Consider the following 16,759-nt stretch of genomic DNA (forward strand, 5'->3'; position numbering starts at 1 on the left):
AAGACGGGGCTTCACCGGGCCTTTGGCGACGACAAATACTCACATTGTTAGCAAGCTAAGTTAAGTCGTCATGCATAAAAAAGCCTTGCAGGGTGTAAACCGTGCAAGGCTTTGGACTCAAGCGCTGAGCTTAGTTCAAGAGCTGCCTCAATACAGATTCGGCTCCATCTCCAGCTCGACACCAAAGCGCTCGGCGATATCGCGCTGGATGCGCCGGGCCAACTCCAACAGTTGCAAGCCTGTGGCCGTACCGTAGTTCACCAGCACCAGGGATTGCAGGCGATGCACACCGGCATCGGCATCGCGAAAGCCTTTCCAGCCCGCCTGTTCGATCAGCCAGCCAGCCGCCAGCTTGACCTGCCCGTCGGCCTGGGCATAACCCACCAACCCCGGATGCGACTGCTTGATCTGCGCCGCCAGCACCGCCGATACCACCGGGTTCTTGAAAAAGCTGCCGGCATTGCCAAGCACCGCCGGGTCCGGAAGTTTCTCGCTGCGGATGCTGCAAATCGCCCGGCTGACATCCCTGGCGGTCGGCTGTTCGATGCCCTGCTCACTCAGGCGCTGACGCACCGGACCGTATTCCAGATGCAGGTGATCGACACGATTGAGGGCAAAACGCACCCGCAGAATCAGCCAGCGGCCGGCCTGATGCTTGAACAGGCTGTCGCGGTAGGCGAACTGGCACTGGGCCAGGTCGAAGTCCCGCAGTTCGCCGGTCTGCCGATCCAGGGCGGTGAGACCGACAAACACGTCCTTGATCTCGACACCATAGGCACCGATGTTCTGCATCGGCGCGGCGCCGACGGTGCCGGGGATCAGGCTGAGGTTCTCCAGCCCGGACAAGCCCTGGTCCAGGGTCCATTGCACGAAGGGATGCCAGGTTTCGCCAGCCTCGGCTTCCACCACCACCCGCAGCCCGTCATCGCTAAGCAAGCGAATCCCACGGGTGGCCATGCGCAACACCAGTGCCTGGATATCCGTCGTCAGCAGCAGGTTGCTGCCGCCGCCGATCACCAGCAGTGGCAACTGCTGATCGGCGCAATAGGCCAGGGCCTCGCGTACGTCGTCATCGCTGTGGGCCTGGGCGAACCGCTGCGCCTTGACCTCGACCCCGAAACTGTTGAACGGCTTGAGGGACACATCGGATTGAATGTCCAGGCTCATAACCGCCCCTTCAGTTCGATCACCAACCGATCACAGGCATCCTCGATCAGGTCCAGCACCTGCTCGAAGCCCTGCTCACCGTCGTAATACGGGTCAGGCACTTCATCCAGCGGCGCCTCGTAGCGGCGCAGGAACAGATCCAGCTCGGCCTTGCCCAAAGCCGGCTGCAGAGCCTTGAGGTTGCGCAGGTTGCTCTGGTCCATGGCGAAAATCAGGTCATACACGGCGAAATCGGCACTGCCAACCTGCTGCGCCCGTTGCGCAGAAAGGTCGTAGCCGCGCCGCAAGGCCGCCTGCTGGCTGCGCTTGTCCGGCGCCTTGCCAACGTGCCAGTCGCTGGTGCCGGCAGACGCGACCTGAACCTGATGACCCAGGCCGGCTTCTTGCAACTTATGGCGCAACACGCCTTCGGCGGTGGGCGAGCGGCAAATATTGCCCAGGCAGACGAACAGAACCCGCATCACGCCTCCAGCAGGCGCCGAACGCGCTCAAGGTCTTCGGCGGTATCGACGCCAGTGGGAGGTGCTTCCAGGGCATCGGCAACGTGGATGCGCACGCCGTGCCACAGGGCACGCAACTGCTCCAGGGACTCGGCGTTTTCCAGCCAGCACGGCCCCCAACTGACGAAGTCATGGAGAAAACCTGCACGGTAGGCGTAGATACCGATGTGTCGGCGATAAGGCACGCCTTCCGGCAACTGATCATGACTCTTGGCAAAGGCATCCCGGGCCCACGGCAAGGGGGCGCGACTGAAGGTCAGGGCCAGGCCGTTGAGGTCAGTAACCACCTTGACCACGTTCGGATTGAACAGAGTCTGTGCGTCCTCGATCGGCTCGGCCAGGGTAGCCATGCGCGCTTCGGTATGGGCCGCCAGGTTGGCCGCCACCTGATCGATCACCGAAGGTGGAATCAGCGGCTCATCACCCTGGACGTTGACCACAATGGCATCCGCCGCCAGGCCGAGCTTGCCCGCGACTTCCGCCAAACGATCAGTACCCGAATTGTGGTCTTCCCGCGTCAGCAGCGCTTGCGCGCCAAAGCCCTGGCAGGCCTCGACGATACGCTGATCATCGGTGGCCACCACCACTCGCTCGGCGCTGCTCTTGCAGGCCTGCTCCCAGACCCACTGGATCATCGGCTTGCCGGCGATCAGTTGCAGGGGTTTGCCTGGCAGACGGGTGGAGGCGAAACGCGCCGGGATGACCACGGTGAAAGCGCTGCTCATTTGTCCAGACGCTCTTCGGTGGTCAGGGTACGGGCCTCGCTTTCCAGCATCACCGGGATGCCGTCGCGAATCGGGTAGGCCAGGCCGGCGCCCTTGCTGATCAGCTCGGTCTTGTCGGCGCTGAGTTTGAGAGGGCCTTTGCAGATCGGGCAGGCCAGGATGTCGAGCAGTTTGGTGTCCATGAGGTTTCCCTGGATAAAAGCGATTAAGGCAACAGACGATCAGGCAGCAGGCGCATCAGCTGGGTATCGAACCAGGCGATGAAGGCTGCGGACGGCACGGCGTCCACCGCCAGGTACCACCAGTCGGCTGCCGCGAAGTCACGGCACTTGACCGCATCTTTTTCGGTCATGACCAGCGGCAATGACGGGGTGAAGGCCAAGGCCTGCGCACTGTATTGGGCATGATCGGCAAATGCATGGGGGACAGGCCGCCAGTGTAGCGTTTCAAGGGTGTTGAAGAAACGCTGGGGGTTGCCGATACCGGCCACCGCGTGCACCGCTTGCCCTGGCGCGAAGTGTTCCACCGGGCGACGCTCGCCGCTCTGCAGATTGACCAGCGCCGAAGGCTTGAGATGAAAGGCAAAACCATCGGCGCGATCATCAAAGGCGCCGTTGTAGAGCAGGGCATCGACACTGTGCAGACGCTCCACCGGCTCACGCAGCGGGCCGGCCGGCAAACAGCGACGATTGCCCAGGCCGCGGGCCGCGTCGATCAGCACCAGTTCCAGATCACGGGCCAGGCGGTAATGCTGCAGGCCGTCGTCGGAAAGAATCAGATCCAGCGGTTCGGCAGCCAGCAAGGCCTGCACCGCACGGCTGCGATCCGGGTCGATCATCAGCGGCACGCCACAGCGCTGAACGATCAGCAGCGGTTCATCACCAGCCACGGTGGCGCTGTCGTCGGCCGTCACTCGCCAGGGCAGTTGCGGCGGCTTGGCGCCATAGCCACGGCTGACCACCCCGACCCGCAGGCCAAGGCGCTGGCAGTGCTCCACCAACCACAGGATCAACGGCGTCTTGCCAGTACCTCCGACGGTGATGTTGCCCACCACGATCAAAGGCACCGGCGGTTGATAGATCGCCCCCTCGCCTGCCAGGAAACGCTGGCGCTTGCCCACCACCACACGGCGGTACAGCCATTCCAGGGGCTGCAGCAGTTTCAGCGCAGGATGGCCGTTGTACCAGGCGGCAAGCAGACGATCAGAAAGTGCCATCAGGGTGCCGGCGCCGCCTCGACGGTGGTCATGCGCAAATGGCTGAAGCCGAGCTTGCCGGCCGCGTCCATGGCAGTGATCACCGCTTGATGTTGAGTCTTACCGTCGGCACTGATGGACAGCGGCAGGTTGGTGTCTCCCGCCGACTCTTTCTGCAAGGCGTCCATCAGGGTCGCCAGGTCATTCTTCGGCAGCACCTGATTGTTGACCGAGAACACGCCATCAGCGCTGATGGCGATATCCAGCTGCTTGACCTGCTGGTCTTCGGCGGGCGAGCCGCTGACCGCTTCCGGCAGATCGACCCGCAGTTGGGTCTCCCGGGTAAAGGTGGTGGTAACGACGAAAAACAGCAGCAGGATGAACACCACGTCAATCAACGAAGCAAGGTTGATGTCCACGGTTTCCCGGGGTTTGCGACGGAATTTCACGCTTTGCCCTCAGCCAGGTCGACATCGCGGTCGCCCTGGATCACTTCCACCAGCTTGATCGCTTCCTGTTCCATGCCCACCACCAGCTCATCGACCCGGCGTTGCAGGAAACGGTGGAAGAACACCGAAGGAATACCCACCATCAAACCGGCGGCAGTGGTGATCAGTGCCTTGGAAATACCACCGGCAAGCACTGCAGCGTTGCTGGTCATGCCCGACCCCATGAACGAACTGAAGATATCGATCATGCCCAGCACCGTACCCAGCAGGCCCAGCAAGGGCGCCATGGCGGCGATGGTGCCGAGGGCGTTGAGGTAGCGCTCGAGTTCGTGAATGACCCGGGCCGCCGCCTCCTCGATGCATTCCTTCATGATCTCGCGACCATGCTTGGAGTTGGCCAGGCCCGCTGCCAGGATCTCTCCCAGGGGCGAATCGGCACGCAGTTCCTTGAGTTTCTCCTTATTGAGTTGCTTGTCCTTGATCCAGCGCCAGACCTGGCCCAGCAAATGGGGCGGGGTGACTCGGCTGGCCCGCAGGGTCCACAAACGCTCGGCGATGATGCCCACAGCCGCGATGGAACTCAGAATGATCGGCAACATCATCCAGCCGCCGGATTTGACCAATTCCCACACAGTGACAGTCCCCTCGAAAAAGTGCGCCACTCTAACATAGGGGCTGGACGCACCGAAGACCGTGATGTCGCATGCTCAGGGGCTTTAATAACCCACGGTTATTTAAGGCATTGCTGGCCATTCGCGCCAGAAGCGCCGCTGTTGGCGCAGGCTTTCAGGCTGGCCGAAAGTCCCCAGCCGCAGCTTCAGTGCACCTTGCTCGGCACTGTCATGAATCACCATGCCCAAGTGCCGGTAGCGCGCCACCACCTGGGGATGAGGATGGCCAAAGGCATTGCCCCGCCCCCGGGAAATCAGCACCGCCTTCGGCGCCAGCCGCCGGAGCAAGGCCATGGAGGATGAGGTACGGCTGCCATGATGGGGCGCCTGCAACCAGTGAATGCGAACCGCCAGCGGACTGTCGAGCAAGGCACGCTCAGCATGGACATCGATATCGCCGGTGAGCAGCAGGCGTTCGCCGCCGGCCTCGACCAGCAGCACACAGGAAGCCTGGTTGCCGTCTGCCGCCCCCGCCCACTGCCACAGCGTGAAGCGGGCGCCATTCCAGTGCCAGCTCAGCCCGCTATCACAGGGAGCCGACTGCAGGGCAGCCGGCAAGGCCTCAGGCTCGCCGCTGCGCACCTGGCTCACCGGTATCCCGCGCTGGACTGCCAGGGCGCCTCCGGCATGATCGTTATCGGCGTGGCTGAGCAGCATCAAGTCCAACCGTCGAATGCCAAGTTTATGCAGCGTCGGCAGCACCACTCGCTCCCCCAGGTCGAAATCCGCGACTCGCGCACCGGTGTCATACAACATCGCGTGATCACGGGTACGCAGGATGAACGACAACCCCTGCCCCACATCCAGCTGCCAGATCTCCACCTCGCCCTCGGGTACAGGGTCCTGGGGAGGCCAGACTGCCAACAGCAACAACGGCCAACCCAGCACCCGCAGTGGCACGCCCTTGGGCAACAGCAACAACAGCGCGCCCAAGCTGCTCAGGCCCCAAACCCAAAGGGGGATCAACGGCGCCACCCAGGCTGGCCAAAATCCGGCCATCGCCCCCAGTAAGCGGAACAGCCCATCCAGCAGGCCACCCGCCAGCCATAACAGGCCTTCGCCCACATATGGCACAGGCAACAACAGACAGCCCAGCAAGGCCGGGGGCAGGACCAGCAGACTGATCCAGGGCACCGCCAGCAGGTTGGCCAGCGGACCACTGAGACTGATGGGCAAGCCAAGGGCCAGCAAGGGGGGCAACAGGCCAATACCCATCAACCACTGGGCGCGGGTCCAACTCTGCCACCAACGCCAGGAACCCAGGCGCCCGGCAAAGGTGAAGATGAGCACCGCCACCGCGGCATAGGACAGCCAGAACCCTGGCTGCAAGCTGGCCAGGGGCTCGAACAACAGCACTGCATTCAACGCCAGCAACAAGGGCCACCAAGCCCGCAGGTGACGAAAGCGCCAGCGCCAGAGCAGCACCAGCGCAACCATCACGCAGGCCCTCTGCACCGGCACATCGAACCCTGCCAGCAGGCCGTAGCCCAGCGCCCCGACAAAGGCCAGGGCGCAGGCCCAGGGCAGCCAGGGCCAGCGCGCGGGCCAAAGCCCGTAACGAGCCAGCCCTGCCACTGCAAGGTAGATCACTGCGGCCAGCAGGCTGATGTGCTGTCCGGATATCACCATCAGGTGCACCGTGCCGGTGTCCTGCAACAGTTGCCAATCTTCCCGCGTCAGCCCCGAACCGTCGCCCATCACCAATGCCGCCAGGCCTGCGGCGCGGTCGTGGGCCTCGACCGCGAGTACACGCCGGCGCAGCCCATCACGCCAGGCGTGGCGTGCCGGCGCCAGCAGTTGCCCATCCTTGACTGTGCCGGTGGCCCCAATGCGCCGGGCCAGCAGCCAGGCTTCGTAATCGAAACCGTGAAGATTGAGCAGACCGGCAGGACGCCGCAGCTTGACCGCCAGGCGCCAGCGTTCGCCGCTATTGACAGGTGGCCCACCGTGCCAGGCCAGGCGAATTCGCCGCGGCAGGCGCTCTCGTCGGGACTGGGCATCCCTGAGCTCAAAGCGCACCACGCCCGCCCCCGGTTCCGGCAAGCCGACCACCCGCCCTTCCAGCCAGCGGGTTTGCCCATCCAGGAACTGGGGCAGGCGATCATCCAGCGCCCATTGCCCGGATGCACAGGCCCAGGCCAAACCGAACAAAAAAAATGCCACCGGATGTGTACGAAAAGGCAGCAACATCAGCCCCGCTATCGCCATCAGCAGCAACAACCAGCCGGGCGGCAGCACCGGCATGAAACCCAGCGCCAGCAGTCCTGCGGCCAGGGCCAGCATCCCTGTAACCATCCATCAGCCCATCCTTGGCAGTTCCTAGTCTTGGCTTAGCCGAGGATCGCAGGCGCGGCTTTATCATTTGTCACAATGTCTGAATTTGCGCTGGCTAGAATCCAGTCATAATCCTCGTCTGACCTGACCGAGAAGCCTTATGCCCCGGCACTTATTCAAACGTTACATGCCAGATCCGGTCAGCATCCGGGAACACAAGTCCTTACGCTTTCTTGGCACCCTGTTGCATGACGCCAACCTCTGGCACCTCAATCGGCACTCGGTGGCCCGAGCCATGGCTGTCGGCCTGTTCGCCGCCTTTATCCCGATCCCGATGCAGATGCTGCTGGCTGCGGTACTGGCCATCTGGCTGCGGAGCAACATGCCCATCAGCGTCAGCCTGGTCTGGCTGACCAACCCCATTACCATGCCGCCGGTGTTCTTCTGCACCTATCAACTGGGCGCCTGGCTGATGAATGTGCCGACGCGCACCTTGCCCGACGAACTGACCTGGGAATGGATCAGCAGCCAGCTCAGTACCCTGTGGCAACCCTTCCTTCTCGGCTCGGTGGTGGCCGGATTGGTGCTGGGAGCCCTGGCCTATTGCCTGACCATGCTCTACTGGCGCTGGTGGGTCGGCCGCCAATGGCACAGACGCAAGCAACAGCGGCGATGACAAACGAAAACGGCCTCCCAAAGGAGGCCGTTTTCAGTACACCATCACGGCGTTTACTGACGCATGCCGCGGCCACTGACCAGCAGTCGGGCACAACCGATATAAAGCACCACGGTGGCCACCAGCATGAAGGTGATGGCCACACTGATCTTGATGTCCGAAACCCCGAGAATGCCGAAACGGAAGGCGTTGACCATGTGCAGCACCGGGTTGGCCAGGGACACGGTCTGCCAGAACGGCGGCAGCAGATTGATCGAGTAGAACACTCCGCCCAGGTAGGTCAGGGGCGTCAGCACGAAGGTCGGGATAATCGAGATATCGTCGAAGTTGCGCGCAAACACCGCGTTGATAAAGCCCAGCAGCGAGAAGATGGTTGCCGTCAGCACCACCACCAGCACGGTCACACCCAAGTGATGCACCTGCAGCTTGGTGAAGAACAACGACAACAGGGTCACGATGATTCCCACCATCAAGCCCCGCAGGACCCCACCCAGGGTGTAGCCGATGAGAATGGTGTGGGGCGATACCGGCGACACCATCAATTCCTCGATGGAGCGCTGGAACTTGCTGCCGAAGAAGCTCGACACCACGTTGCCGTAGGAGTTGGTGATCACCGACATCATGATCAGCCCCGGCACGATGTACTCCATGTAGGTGAAACCACCCATATCACCGATCTGCCGACCGATCAGATTACCGAAGATGACAAAGTACAGAACCATGGTAATGGCCGGCGGCAGCAGGGTCTGTGGCCAGATCCGGGTAAAGCGTCGGACCTCGCGATAGACAATGGTGTTGAGCGCCACCAGATTGGGTTTCAACTCAGAACTCATACCGCCACCTTCGACAGATTCTTCTCCACCAAGGACACGAACAACTCCTCAAGTCGGTTGGTTTTGTTACGCAGGCTCAAGACCTCGATGTTCTGCAGGGCCAGTTGACCGAACAGCGCCGTAATCCCCACAGCCTTGTCCACCTGGACTTCCAGGGTGTGGCTGTCCACCAGCCGGGTCGGGTAGCCCGCCAGCTGCGGCGCCACACTGAGATCGTGCTTGAGATCGAGAAGGAAGGTTTCCACATGCAACTGGCCCAGCAACTGCCGCATGCTGGTGTTCTCGACGATGGTGCCGTGGTCGATGATGCCGATGTTGCGGCACAGCTGCTCAGCCTCTTCCAGGTAATGGGTGGTGAGGATGATGGTGATGCCTTTCTGATTAAGCTCGGTGAGGAAGCTCCACATCGAACGGCGCAGCTCGATATCGACCCCGGCAGTGGGTTCGTCGAGGATCAGCAGGCGCGGCTCATGCACCAGCGCACGAGCGATCATCAGGCGGCGCTTCATGCCACCGGACAGGGAACGCGAAGGCACATCGCGCTTGTCCCAGAGGCCGAGCTGGGTCAGGTACTGCTCGGCCCGCTCCTTGGCGATCTTCGCCGGAATGCCGTAATAGCCGGCCTGAGTGACGACGATGTCGAAGGTCTTCTCGAACTGGTTGAAGTTGAACTCCTGCGGCACCACGCCGATGCAGCGCTTGAGCGCCGCAGGCTCACGATCCAAATCGTGACCGAAGACATTCACGGTGCCGCTGGTCTTGTTCACCAGGGTCGAAAGAATGCCGATGGTGGTGGATTTACCGGCCCCGTTAGGACCAAGCAGGGCGAAAAAGTCACCTTCGGCGACATCCAGATCGATACCACTCAGGGCCTGGAAACCGTTGCCGTAGGTTTTGGTTAGCTGCCGGATGGACAGAGCGGAACTCATATCGGATTCATGCACCAAGAAGAGGGAATTGTATAAGTGAGGGCAGCCTGGCTGGATTGCAACGACGCCAGGCGCTCGCCATGTTGCGGGTCGAGGCCACGCAAGTACAGTCACGCGTATCGATAGTGGGTATTAAGTCAACGCGGTCATCACCGCCTGACGATAAGCCGGACGCTGCTTCAAGCGCTGGTACCAGGCCTCAAGATGAGGCATCGAAGGCCGCTCGATGGGCATCTCGAACCAGGCATAGATGAAGCTGCCCAGCGGGATATCGCCCACGCCGATTTCTTCTCCCGACAGATAGGGCTGCCCAGCCAACACCTGATCGACCCGGGCCAGCAACTCGGCGCAAGTGGCCTTGGCGGCATTGATCTGTTGCCAGTCCTGCTGCGCCGCGGGAGTACGCAACACGCCCCAGAACAACTGCCGGAACGGTTCGGCGAAGGTCGAGGTGGTCCAGTCCATCCACTTCTCGGCACTGGCCCGGACCTGCACATCGGCCGGATACCAGTGGCTATTGGCGGCATGCCGGGCCGCCAGGTAACGCACGATGCTGTTGGACTCCCAGAGCACGAAGCCATCGTCTTCAATCATTGGGATGCGCCCATTGGGGTTCAGCGCCCGATATTCCGGGGTGTCCACTACGCCGAAGGCACCGCCGGCATCCAGGGACTCATAGGCCAGCGCCAATTCTTCAGCGCACCACAACGCCTTCCTGACATTCGACGAGTTCTTGCGACCCCAGATCTTCAGCATGACCATCCCTCAGTAATGAATGCCGGGGCAGTCTACGCCTGATCAGCCGCGACTCAAATCGCCGTGCATGCCCCCCCAGCAACCCCGGGCTCTGCTCACTGAACAGATGGGGGTAGCACTTTTCCAGGTGGCCAAAGAACAGGCTCTGCGGCACATCGGCGAAGCGCCCATGGTCCACCAGGTACTCCATGGATTGGTCACCCTGGCGGTTGAAGGGGTGGAAAACACTGTCCTGCACACCGTCAAAATCCAGCGGCGCCACGTCGAACAACTCGCACAGACTCTGATTGAACGCCGGCGTCGCCTTGACCCAGCGTCCGTGCAGGTACAACTCGGTGTAGCCGTGCATGGCGAACACATCGCTGCGCAGCAACTCCAGCAGACGGGGCGTCGACAGATGATTGCGCACATCCGCCAGACCGATACGCGCCGCAATCCCGCAATGCCTTGCGCAGCCGGCGAGCAAAGTGGCCTTGGGCACGCAATAGCTTTCGCCGCTGGCCAGGGCATGGCTGCCTCGCAAGGTCTCGGGATCGCGACTGAAGGAATAGAAGTTGTAGCGCACGGCCTCACGCACGGCGTAGTACAGGCTCACCGCCTGCTGTCGCGGATCACCACTGGCACCGCGATGAGATTCGGCGAACTCCACCACTGCAGGGTGGTCACTATCGATGAAGCGGCTGGGACGCAGGTACTCGTGCATGGGCAAAACCTCCGAGCGAAGCCTGGAGTCTATCGAGGCGTGCGCCCCAGCGATAACGACGTTTCGGCCAAAGGTCAGGGTCGGCTCGATCCAATCGGACCGGGTTTGCCAGCCTTGGCTCGACGGCAAAGCCTAGCGCTGTACTCGCACCGCACCGATCACCCGCTTTGTCGGAGGCCGACTAAGCTCTGAAGGTGATTTGGCCCCTGGTTTCATGGAGGATTGAATATGCTGTTGTTGTGGATACTGGTTCTGCTGGTTGGAGTGGCCTACCTGGCGCACCGCCGCACTGCCCCTCTGCCCGCCCTGGGTGCAGTGGCCGTTTTCCTGCTGGCCATGGGCGCCTTCAGCCGAGCACCCGGCTGGTTGTTGCTGGTTTTCTGGGTAGTGCTGGCGGCCGTCGCCGCGCCTTTGCTGCTACCGGACCTGCGACGCAAGTACTTCAGCGCACCGCTGTTCGCCTGGTTCCAGAAGGTCCTGCCGCCGATGTCGCAGACCGAGCGCGACGCCATCGACGCCGGCACCGTGTGGTGGGACGGCGAGCTGTTCAGCGGCCGCCCGGACTGGAACACCTTGCTGGCCTACCCCAAGGCCCAGTTGACCGATGAAGAACAAGCCTTTATCGACGGCCCCACCGAAGAACTCTGCGCCATGGTCAGTGACTGGCAGATTGGCCAGCACATGGACCTGCCGCCCGCGGCCTGGACCCATATCAAGGAACATGGCTTCTTTGCCCTGATCATTCCCAAGGAGTACGGCGGCAAGGGTTTTTCCGCCTACGCCCACTCTCAGGTAGCGATGAAGCTGGCGACCCGCAGCGGCGACCTGGCCTCCACGGTCATGGTCCCCAACTCCCTGGGCCCGGCGGAACTGCTGCTGCATTACGGCACCGAAGAACAACGCAACCACTACCTGCCGCGCCTGGCTCGTGGTGACGACATCCCCTGCTTCGCCCTCACCGGCCCATTGGCAGGCTCCGACGCAGGAGCCATGCCCGACACCGGCATCATCTGCAAGGGCCAATGGCAAGGCGAGGAAACCCTCGGCCTGCGCCTGAACTGGGAAAAGCGCTACATCACCCTGGGCCCGGTGGCCACCCTGCTGGGGCTGGCCTTCAAGGCCCACGACCCGGATCACCTGCTGGGGGACGAGGAAGACCTGGGCATCAGCCTGGCGCTGATCCCCACCGATACCCCGGGGGTCGAGATCGGCCGCCGCCACCTGCCCCTGGGCGCGGCCTTCATGAACGGCCCCAATTCCGGCAAGGACGTGTTCATTCCCCTGGACTACTTGATCGGCGGCCGGGAAATGCTCGGCAAAGGCTGGATGATGCTGATGAACTGCCTGTCGGTGGGACGCTCGATCTCCCTGCCGGCGGTGGGCACCGGCGCCGCCAAGTTCACCAGCCTGGTGACGGGCCAGTACGCCCAGGTACGGGAGCAGTTCAATGTGCCCCTCAGCGCCTTCGAGGGGATTCAGGAGGCCCTGGCCCGCCTCGGCGGCAATGCCTGGCTGATGGACAGCGCGCGCATGCTGACCGCCAACGCCGTGGACCTGGGAGAGAAACCCTCGGTGCTGTCGGCCATTCTCAAGTACCACCTCACTGAGCGCGGACGCGAGTGCATCAGCCACGCCATGGACGTGCACGGTGGCAAGGGCATCATCATGGGGCCCAACAACTACCTGGGCCGCAGTTGGCAGGGCGCGCCGATCTTCATCACCGTGGAAGGCGCCAATATCCTCTCGCGCAACCTGATGATCTTTGGCCAGGGGGCCATCCGCTGCCATCCGTTCGTGCTCAAGGAAATGGCCCTGGCCGGACGCGAGGACCATGACCAGGCCCTGCAGGAATTCGACGCCCTGCTGCTGCAGCACATTGGTTTTGCCGTGAGCAACGCCGCCAGCACCCTGGTGCTGAACCTGGGCCTGGGCCACTTCGAACAAAACCCGGGAGACAAGCTCAGCCAAGGCTACTTCCGCGCCCTGAACCGCCAGGCTGCGGCCTTCGCCCTGCTGGCCGACGTGTCCATGATGCTCCTGGGGGGCGAGCTCAAGCGCCGCGAGCGCCTGTCGGCGCGCCTGGGCGACGTGCTCAGCCACCTGTACCTGGCCTCGGCGGCGCTCAAGCGCTATCACGATCTGGATTCACCGGAGTACTTGCGGCCCCTGCTGGCCTGGGCCCTGGAAGAAAGCCTTGGCCACTCCGAACGCGCCCTGGACGAGTTGCTCAGCAACTTCCCCAGCCGAGTGTTCGGCTGCCTGCTACGGGTATTGGTGTTCCCCTTCGGCCGTCGCCATACCGGGCCGTCGGACCGCCTGGATGCCGAAGTGGCGGCGATCATTGGCCGCGCCCAAGGCGACCCGGCCCTGGAAGCGGTGCTCGCCGGCTGCTATCGCCCGCAATCGACGGACGATCCGGTAGGCGCCCTGCTGCACGCCTGCGACCTGCTGAGCGCGACCCGTCCGCTGCAGAAAAAACTCCACGAAGCGCTGAAAAGCGGCCAGGTCAAACCGGCGGCGGGCGAGTCGCCCATCGATGCGGCCCTGGACGCCGGCGTGCTGCAAGCGGCCGAAGCCCAGAGCCTGCGAGACGCCGAAGCGGCGCGACGCAAAGTCATCGACGTGGATGATTTCGCCAAGGAGGAACTGACCTTGAGCGAGGGCAAGACCCGCTAAACGGGCCCCTGGGGACAGGTCGATTATGAAACCGGGCGCGAGGGCTATATACTCCCGCGCCCGTTTTGCTCTTGAGGACCCTGTCATGTCCAACGTCGTCGCCGATCATCTCGTCCTCCTGGACCACCTGCGCAGCATCCTGGTGGCGGTGGGAGAAGCCGAACAGGTTCCCGAAGAAAGCCATGCGCTGTTCCTGGAGCGCTTCGATGAACTGCGCGCCTCGCTGCCGATCGACCCGATCGAAAGCCAGTACCTGGGCCAGGACCTGCTGTGCCAGATCATGCAGCGCTATCCGCAGATCGCTCATCTGGTGCCGCGCGACCTGCTGTGGTTCTTCGCCGGTGACTGCCTGCACTACATGCCCGATGAAGAAATCGACCTGTACCAGGCCCTGGAAGAACGCCGCTTCGAAGCCGAGCAGAACGACGAGCCCTTCGACTGGAACCAGGAAAAACAGCTGCTGGCGCTCTCCGCCCAGGACAGCAAGCACTGATTGCCGCGCCTCGCGCAGCCAAGGCCCGCCCGGCTTTTCCGGCGGGCCTTTTTTTATCCCCGCCTTATCGCGTCGTCCTCGTAGGAGCCGGCTTGCCGGCGAAGAGGCCCTTGGGTTTTTGCATCGCCCTCAAAGGCATCTTCACTGGCAAGCCGACAGTTTCTACAAGATGCGTTCGGCTTTGCCGGGGCGGTTCAAGGTCGGCTCCCGAGCCAGGCACTCCACCAGATAGTCGATGAAGACCCGCAGCTTGGGCGGCAGGTAGCGGGTTGGCGAATGCAGGAGCCAGGCACCGCCGTGATAGGACGCAAGAAAGGTCCACTCCGGCAACACCTGGACAATCAGCCCCTGCTCCAGAGCATGACGCGCGGTGAAATACGGCAGGCTGCCAATGCCCAGATGCTGCAGCACCGCATCCAGGCGCACACCCGTGTGGTTGGCGGCATAACGCCCGCGCACACCAACAGTCACCGCCTTGCCGCCTTGGGTGAACTTCCACCGCGCATCGCTGGGGGTTTCCCCGAGATAGATGCAACTGTGCTGGCGCAGGTCCTGAGGATGCTGCGGCGTACCCTGCTGCGCCAGATACTGCGGGGTGGCACACAGCAGGTGATCAATGCGCAACAACTGACGACCAATCAAACCTGGCGGCGGGCGATCGGTGATGCGAATCGCCAGGTCGACATTGTCTTCAATCAGGTCGATATCCCTGTCTTCATGCAGCAGTTCGACATCCACCTTCGGGTAGCGCCGAAGAAACTCCGGCATATGGGGATGCACCACGAAGCGCCCCACTGCCTTGGGCACACTGACCCGCACCACGCCCTCGGCCTCGTGGGTGAACTGTCCGCTGATCTCCATGACCGAACGGGCCGCACTGACCATCTCGCTGCAGCGCTTGAAAACCTCTTCGCCGCCGTCGCTCAAGCGCAACTTGCGGGTGGTGCGTTGCAGCAGGCGCGTGGCCAGGGCCTTCTCCAGCCGCGAGATGCTGCGGCTCACCGCTGACGGCGAGGAACCCAGCTGACGCGCCGCTTCGGAAAAGCTGCCGGTTTCAACGACCCTGACGAAGATGGCCATTTCTGCCAGCAAAGGCAGGGGGAGATTTATGCTCATGACGCAATAGTCCATTGAGTTTTGAACGGATTATCACGCAATTACCCAAGCCTCATAATAAAAAAACACTTGGTTCCAGGGTTTGAGAAATGACGCTTCGCCTGTACTACGAACACGACCTGCTGACTGCCCCAGTAGAACTGCTGACCTGCGTGCCCCGGGACGATCTGTTCGCCGCGACCTTGCGCGCCACACCCTTTCATCCCCAGGGTGGCGGCCAACCCAGCGACACCGGTTGGATTGGCGAGGCCCGCGTGCTGCGAGTCACCCAGGAAGGCGAGCAGATCGTGCATTACCTGACCCAGCCGCTGACGCCGGGAAGCCATGAAGCTCGCGTCGATGAAGAGCAGCGCCTGTTCAACAGCCGCATGCACTCCGCCGGACACTTGATTGGCCACTTCGTACAGAGCCTGGGCTGGATACCGATCAAGGCTCATCACTGGCCGAACGAGGGACGGGTGTCGTTCAAGCCCGGCGAACAACCTCGGCCAATCGACTGCGCCCGGGTGCAGAACGCCCTCGCACAATGGATCAGCGAGGATTTTCCAAGGCATATTTCCCTGGCCGCCGGATCGCGCCAGATCAGCTTCGGCCAGTTGCCCGCCTACGGTTGCGGCGGCACTCACGTCCGGCACCTGCAACAGCTGGGACGGGTGATCATCGACTCGGTCGCGGAGAAGAAAGGCACCCTTTCAGTCAGCTACAGCCTCGGCTGAGCCACCCACGCTTTACCCACCTTCCTGCCTTGCGGAGTCCGCATGCTGTCCAATTATCTTGGGGAATTTCTTGCCCTGGCCGTCGTTCACTTTCTTGCCGTGGTCGCCCCGGGCCCGGACTTTGCCGTCACCATTCGCCAGAGCGTGCGCTTTGGCCGAATGACCGGTGTCTGTACCGCCCTGGGAATCGGCGCCGGCATTTCGGTGCATGTGCTCTACACCCTGCTGGGGGTCGGCGCACTGATGCACGCTACGCCCTGGCTGCTGAGCGCCGCCAAGCTGCTGGGCGCGGCCTACATTCTGTACCTGGGCGTCAGCCTGTTGCGCAGCAAGGCCAAGACCAGCATCCCAGGCGACACCGCGCCGGATGAGCCGCAGCAGACGTTGCTGCGAGCCTTTATCACCGGTTTCCTGACCAACGCCACCAACCCCAAGGCGACCCTGTTTTTCCTGGCGATCTTCACCACCCTGGTCAGCGCCACCACGCCGTTGAGCATTCAGGCGCTGTATGGCGTCTGGATGTGCCTGGTGAACGCCCTGTGGTTCGTCATCGTCGCGCTGTTCTTTTCCAGCACCCGGGTCCGCCTGCTGTTCATGCGCCTGGGGCACTGGTTCGAGCGCTGTATGGGGCTGATCCTGCTGCTGTTCGCCGGACGCCTGCTGCTGTCGCTGTAAGCGACCCACGACAAAGGCCCGCACAGTCGTCTGACTGGCGGGCCTTTTTTGTCCACGGCTGGACGAAGCGTTGAATCGCAGACAAACAAAAACGCCGCTCAGTGAGCGGCGTTTTTGTGAAATTGGAGCGGGAAACGAGACTCGAACTCGCGACCCCGACCTTGGCAAGGTCGTGCTCTACCAACTGAGCTATTCCCGCAAGTGG

Annotated in this window: 17 protein-coding genes, 1 tRNA gene and 1 pseudogene; 5 read left to right on the plus strand and 14 right to left on the minus strand. The window is 62.5% G+C overall.

Annotation, left to right across the window (positions count from 1 at the left end):
• Positions 1–147: 147 nt before the first annotated feature.
• The 8 genes from murB to J5M73_RS12080 all read right to left on the minus strand — a co-directional run bounded on the left by murB (position 148) and on the right by J5M73_RS12080 (position 7,002).
• Positions 148–1,167: a UDP-N-acetylmuramate dehydrogenase gene (murB, locus tag J5M73_RS12045; protein ID WP_102863922.1), complete on the minus strand. Its 1,020-nt coding sequence runs from the start codon at positions 1,165–1,167 to the stop codon at positions 148–150.
• Positions 1,164–1,628 carry a low molecular weight protein-tyrosine-phosphatase gene (locus J5M73_RS12050; RefSeq protein ID WP_102863923.1) on the minus strand — a complete coding sequence of 155 codons (465 nt, stop codon included), beginning with the start codon at positions 1,626–1,628 and terminating at the stop codon, positions 1,164–1,166. The genes murB and J5M73_RS12050 overlap by 4 nt, the downstream gene beginning before the upstream one ends.
• A complete protein-coding gene (gene kdsB, locus J5M73_RS12055) occupies positions 1,628–2,392 on the minus strand; it encodes a 3-deoxy-manno-octulosonate cytidylyltransferase (RefSeq protein ID WP_102863924.1) in 765 nt (254 codons plus the stop codon). The genes J5M73_RS12050 and kdsB overlap by 1 nt, the downstream gene beginning before the upstream one ends.
• Positions 2,389–2,574, minus strand: coding sequence for a Trm112 family protein (locus tag J5M73_RS12060; RefSeq protein WP_011060103.1), 186 nt, complete (start codon positions 2,572–2,574; stop codon positions 2,389–2,391). Before J5M73_RS12060 ends, kdsB begins: the two co-directional genes overlap by 4 nt.
• Before the next feature lie 23 nt (positions 2,575–2,597).
• Positions 2,598–3,608, minus strand: a complete 1,011-nt coding sequence (gene lpxK, locus J5M73_RS12065) for a tetraacyldisaccharide 4'-kinase (protein ID WP_102863925.1) — start codon at positions 3,606–3,608, stop codon at positions 2,598–2,600.
• Positions 3,608–4,036 carry a biopolymer transporter ExbD gene (locus J5M73_RS12070; RefSeq protein WP_102863926.1) on the minus strand — a complete coding sequence of 143 codons (429 nt, stop codon included), beginning with the start codon at positions 4,034–4,036 and terminating at the stop codon, positions 3,608–3,610. Before J5M73_RS12070 ends, lpxK begins: the two co-directional genes overlap by 1 nt.
• On the minus strand, positions 4,033–4,668 hold the full coding sequence (locus J5M73_RS12075) for a MotA/TolQ/ExbB proton channel family protein (RefSeq protein ID WP_162884118.1): 636 nt from the start codon (positions 4,666–4,668) through the stop codon (positions 4,033–4,035). The genes J5M73_RS12070 and J5M73_RS12075 overlap by 4 nt, the downstream gene beginning before the upstream one ends.
• 102 nt (positions 4,669–4,770) lie before the next feature.
• Positions 4,771–7,002 (minus strand): DNA internalization-related competence protein ComEC/Rec2, encoded by a 2,232-nt coding sequence (locus J5M73_RS12080; RefSeq protein ID WP_207815726.1) that lies wholly within the window; start codon positions 7,000–7,002, stop codon positions 4,771–4,773.
• A gap of 139 nt (positions 7,003–7,141) precedes the next feature.
• Between J5M73_RS12080 and J5M73_RS12085 the strand changes: the two genes are divergently transcribed.
• Positions 7,142–7,657, plus strand: coding sequence for a DUF2062 domain-containing protein (locus J5M73_RS12085; protein WP_102863929.1), 516 nt, complete (start codon positions 7,142–7,144; stop codon positions 7,655–7,657).
• 53 nt (positions 7,658–7,710) lie between these two features.
• Here the strand turns inward: J5M73_RS12085 and J5M73_RS12090 are convergent, their stop codons facing one another.
• The 4 genes and pseudogenes from J5M73_RS12090 to J5M73_RS12105 form a co-directional block, all read right to left on the minus strand.
• On the minus strand, positions 7,711–8,490 hold the full coding sequence (locus tag J5M73_RS12090; RefSeq protein ID WP_102863930.1) for an ABC transporter permease: 780 nt from the start codon (positions 8,488–8,490) through the stop codon (positions 7,711–7,713).
• On the minus strand, positions 8,487–9,419 hold the full coding sequence (locus J5M73_RS12095; protein ID WP_102863931.1) for an ABC transporter ATP-binding protein: 933 nt from the start codon (positions 9,417–9,419) through the stop codon (positions 8,487–8,489). The genes J5M73_RS12090 and J5M73_RS12095 overlap by 4 nt, the downstream gene beginning before the upstream one ends.
• A 132-nt stretch (positions 9,420–9,551) precedes the next feature.
• A complete protein-coding gene (locus J5M73_RS12100) occupies positions 9,552–10,175 on the minus strand; it encodes a glutathione S-transferase (RefSeq protein WP_102863932.1) in 624 nt (207 codons plus the stop codon).
• 73 nt (positions 10,176–10,248) lie between these two features.
• Positions 10,249–10,878: pseudogene (locus J5M73_RS12105) on the minus strand (transglutaminase family protein); the annotation flags it as partial.
• A 228-nt stretch (positions 10,879–11,106) separates the two neighbouring features.
• On the opposite strand from J5M73_RS12105, the gene J5M73_RS12110 reads away from it, so the two are divergent.
• The gene (locus J5M73_RS12110; protein ID WP_102863934.1) at positions 11,107–13,554 is read left to right on the plus strand and encodes an acyl-CoA dehydrogenase; all 2,448 of its coding nucleotides are present in this window, start codon (positions 11,107–11,109) and stop codon (positions 13,552–13,554) included.
• 85 nt (positions 13,555–13,639) lie between these two features.
• Positions 13,640–14,047, plus strand: a complete 408-nt coding sequence (locus J5M73_RS12115; RefSeq protein ID WP_016968255.1) for a PA2817 family protein — start codon at positions 13,640–13,642, stop codon at positions 14,045–14,047.
• Positions 14,048–14,209: 162 nt separating this feature from the next.
• Here the strand turns inward: J5M73_RS12115 and J5M73_RS12120 are convergent, their stop codons facing one another.
• Positions 14,210–15,163, minus strand: a complete 954-nt coding sequence (locus J5M73_RS12120; protein WP_102863935.1) for a LysR family transcriptional regulator — start codon at positions 15,161–15,163, stop codon at positions 14,210–14,212.
• 89 nt (positions 15,164–15,252) lie between these two features.
• Between J5M73_RS12120 and J5M73_RS12125 the strand changes: the two genes are divergently transcribed.
• Positions 15,253–15,879 (plus strand): hypothetical protein, encoded by a 627-nt coding sequence (locus J5M73_RS12125; RefSeq protein ID WP_102863936.1) that lies wholly within the window; start codon positions 15,253–15,255, stop codon positions 15,877–15,879.
• A gap of 42 nt (positions 15,880–15,921) precedes the next feature.
• Positions 15,922–16,554: a LysE family transporter gene (locus J5M73_RS12130; protein ID WP_207815728.1), complete on the plus strand. Its 633-nt coding sequence runs from the start codon at positions 15,922–15,924 to the stop codon at positions 16,552–16,554.
• Positions 16,555–16,677: 123 nt separating this feature from the next.
• Here J5M73_RS12130 and J5M73_RS12135 read toward each other — a convergent pair.
• Positions 16,678–16,753 (minus strand) — tRNA-Gly (locus tag J5M73_RS12135).
• Positions 16,754–16,759: the final 6 nt, after the last annotated feature.

This window comes from Pseudomonas sp. 50_B, assembly GCF_017491625.1.
Taxonomy (GTDB): domain Bacteria; phylum Pseudomonadota; class Gammaproteobacteria; order Pseudomonadales; family Pseudomonadaceae; genus Aquipseudomonas; species Aquipseudomonas danubii.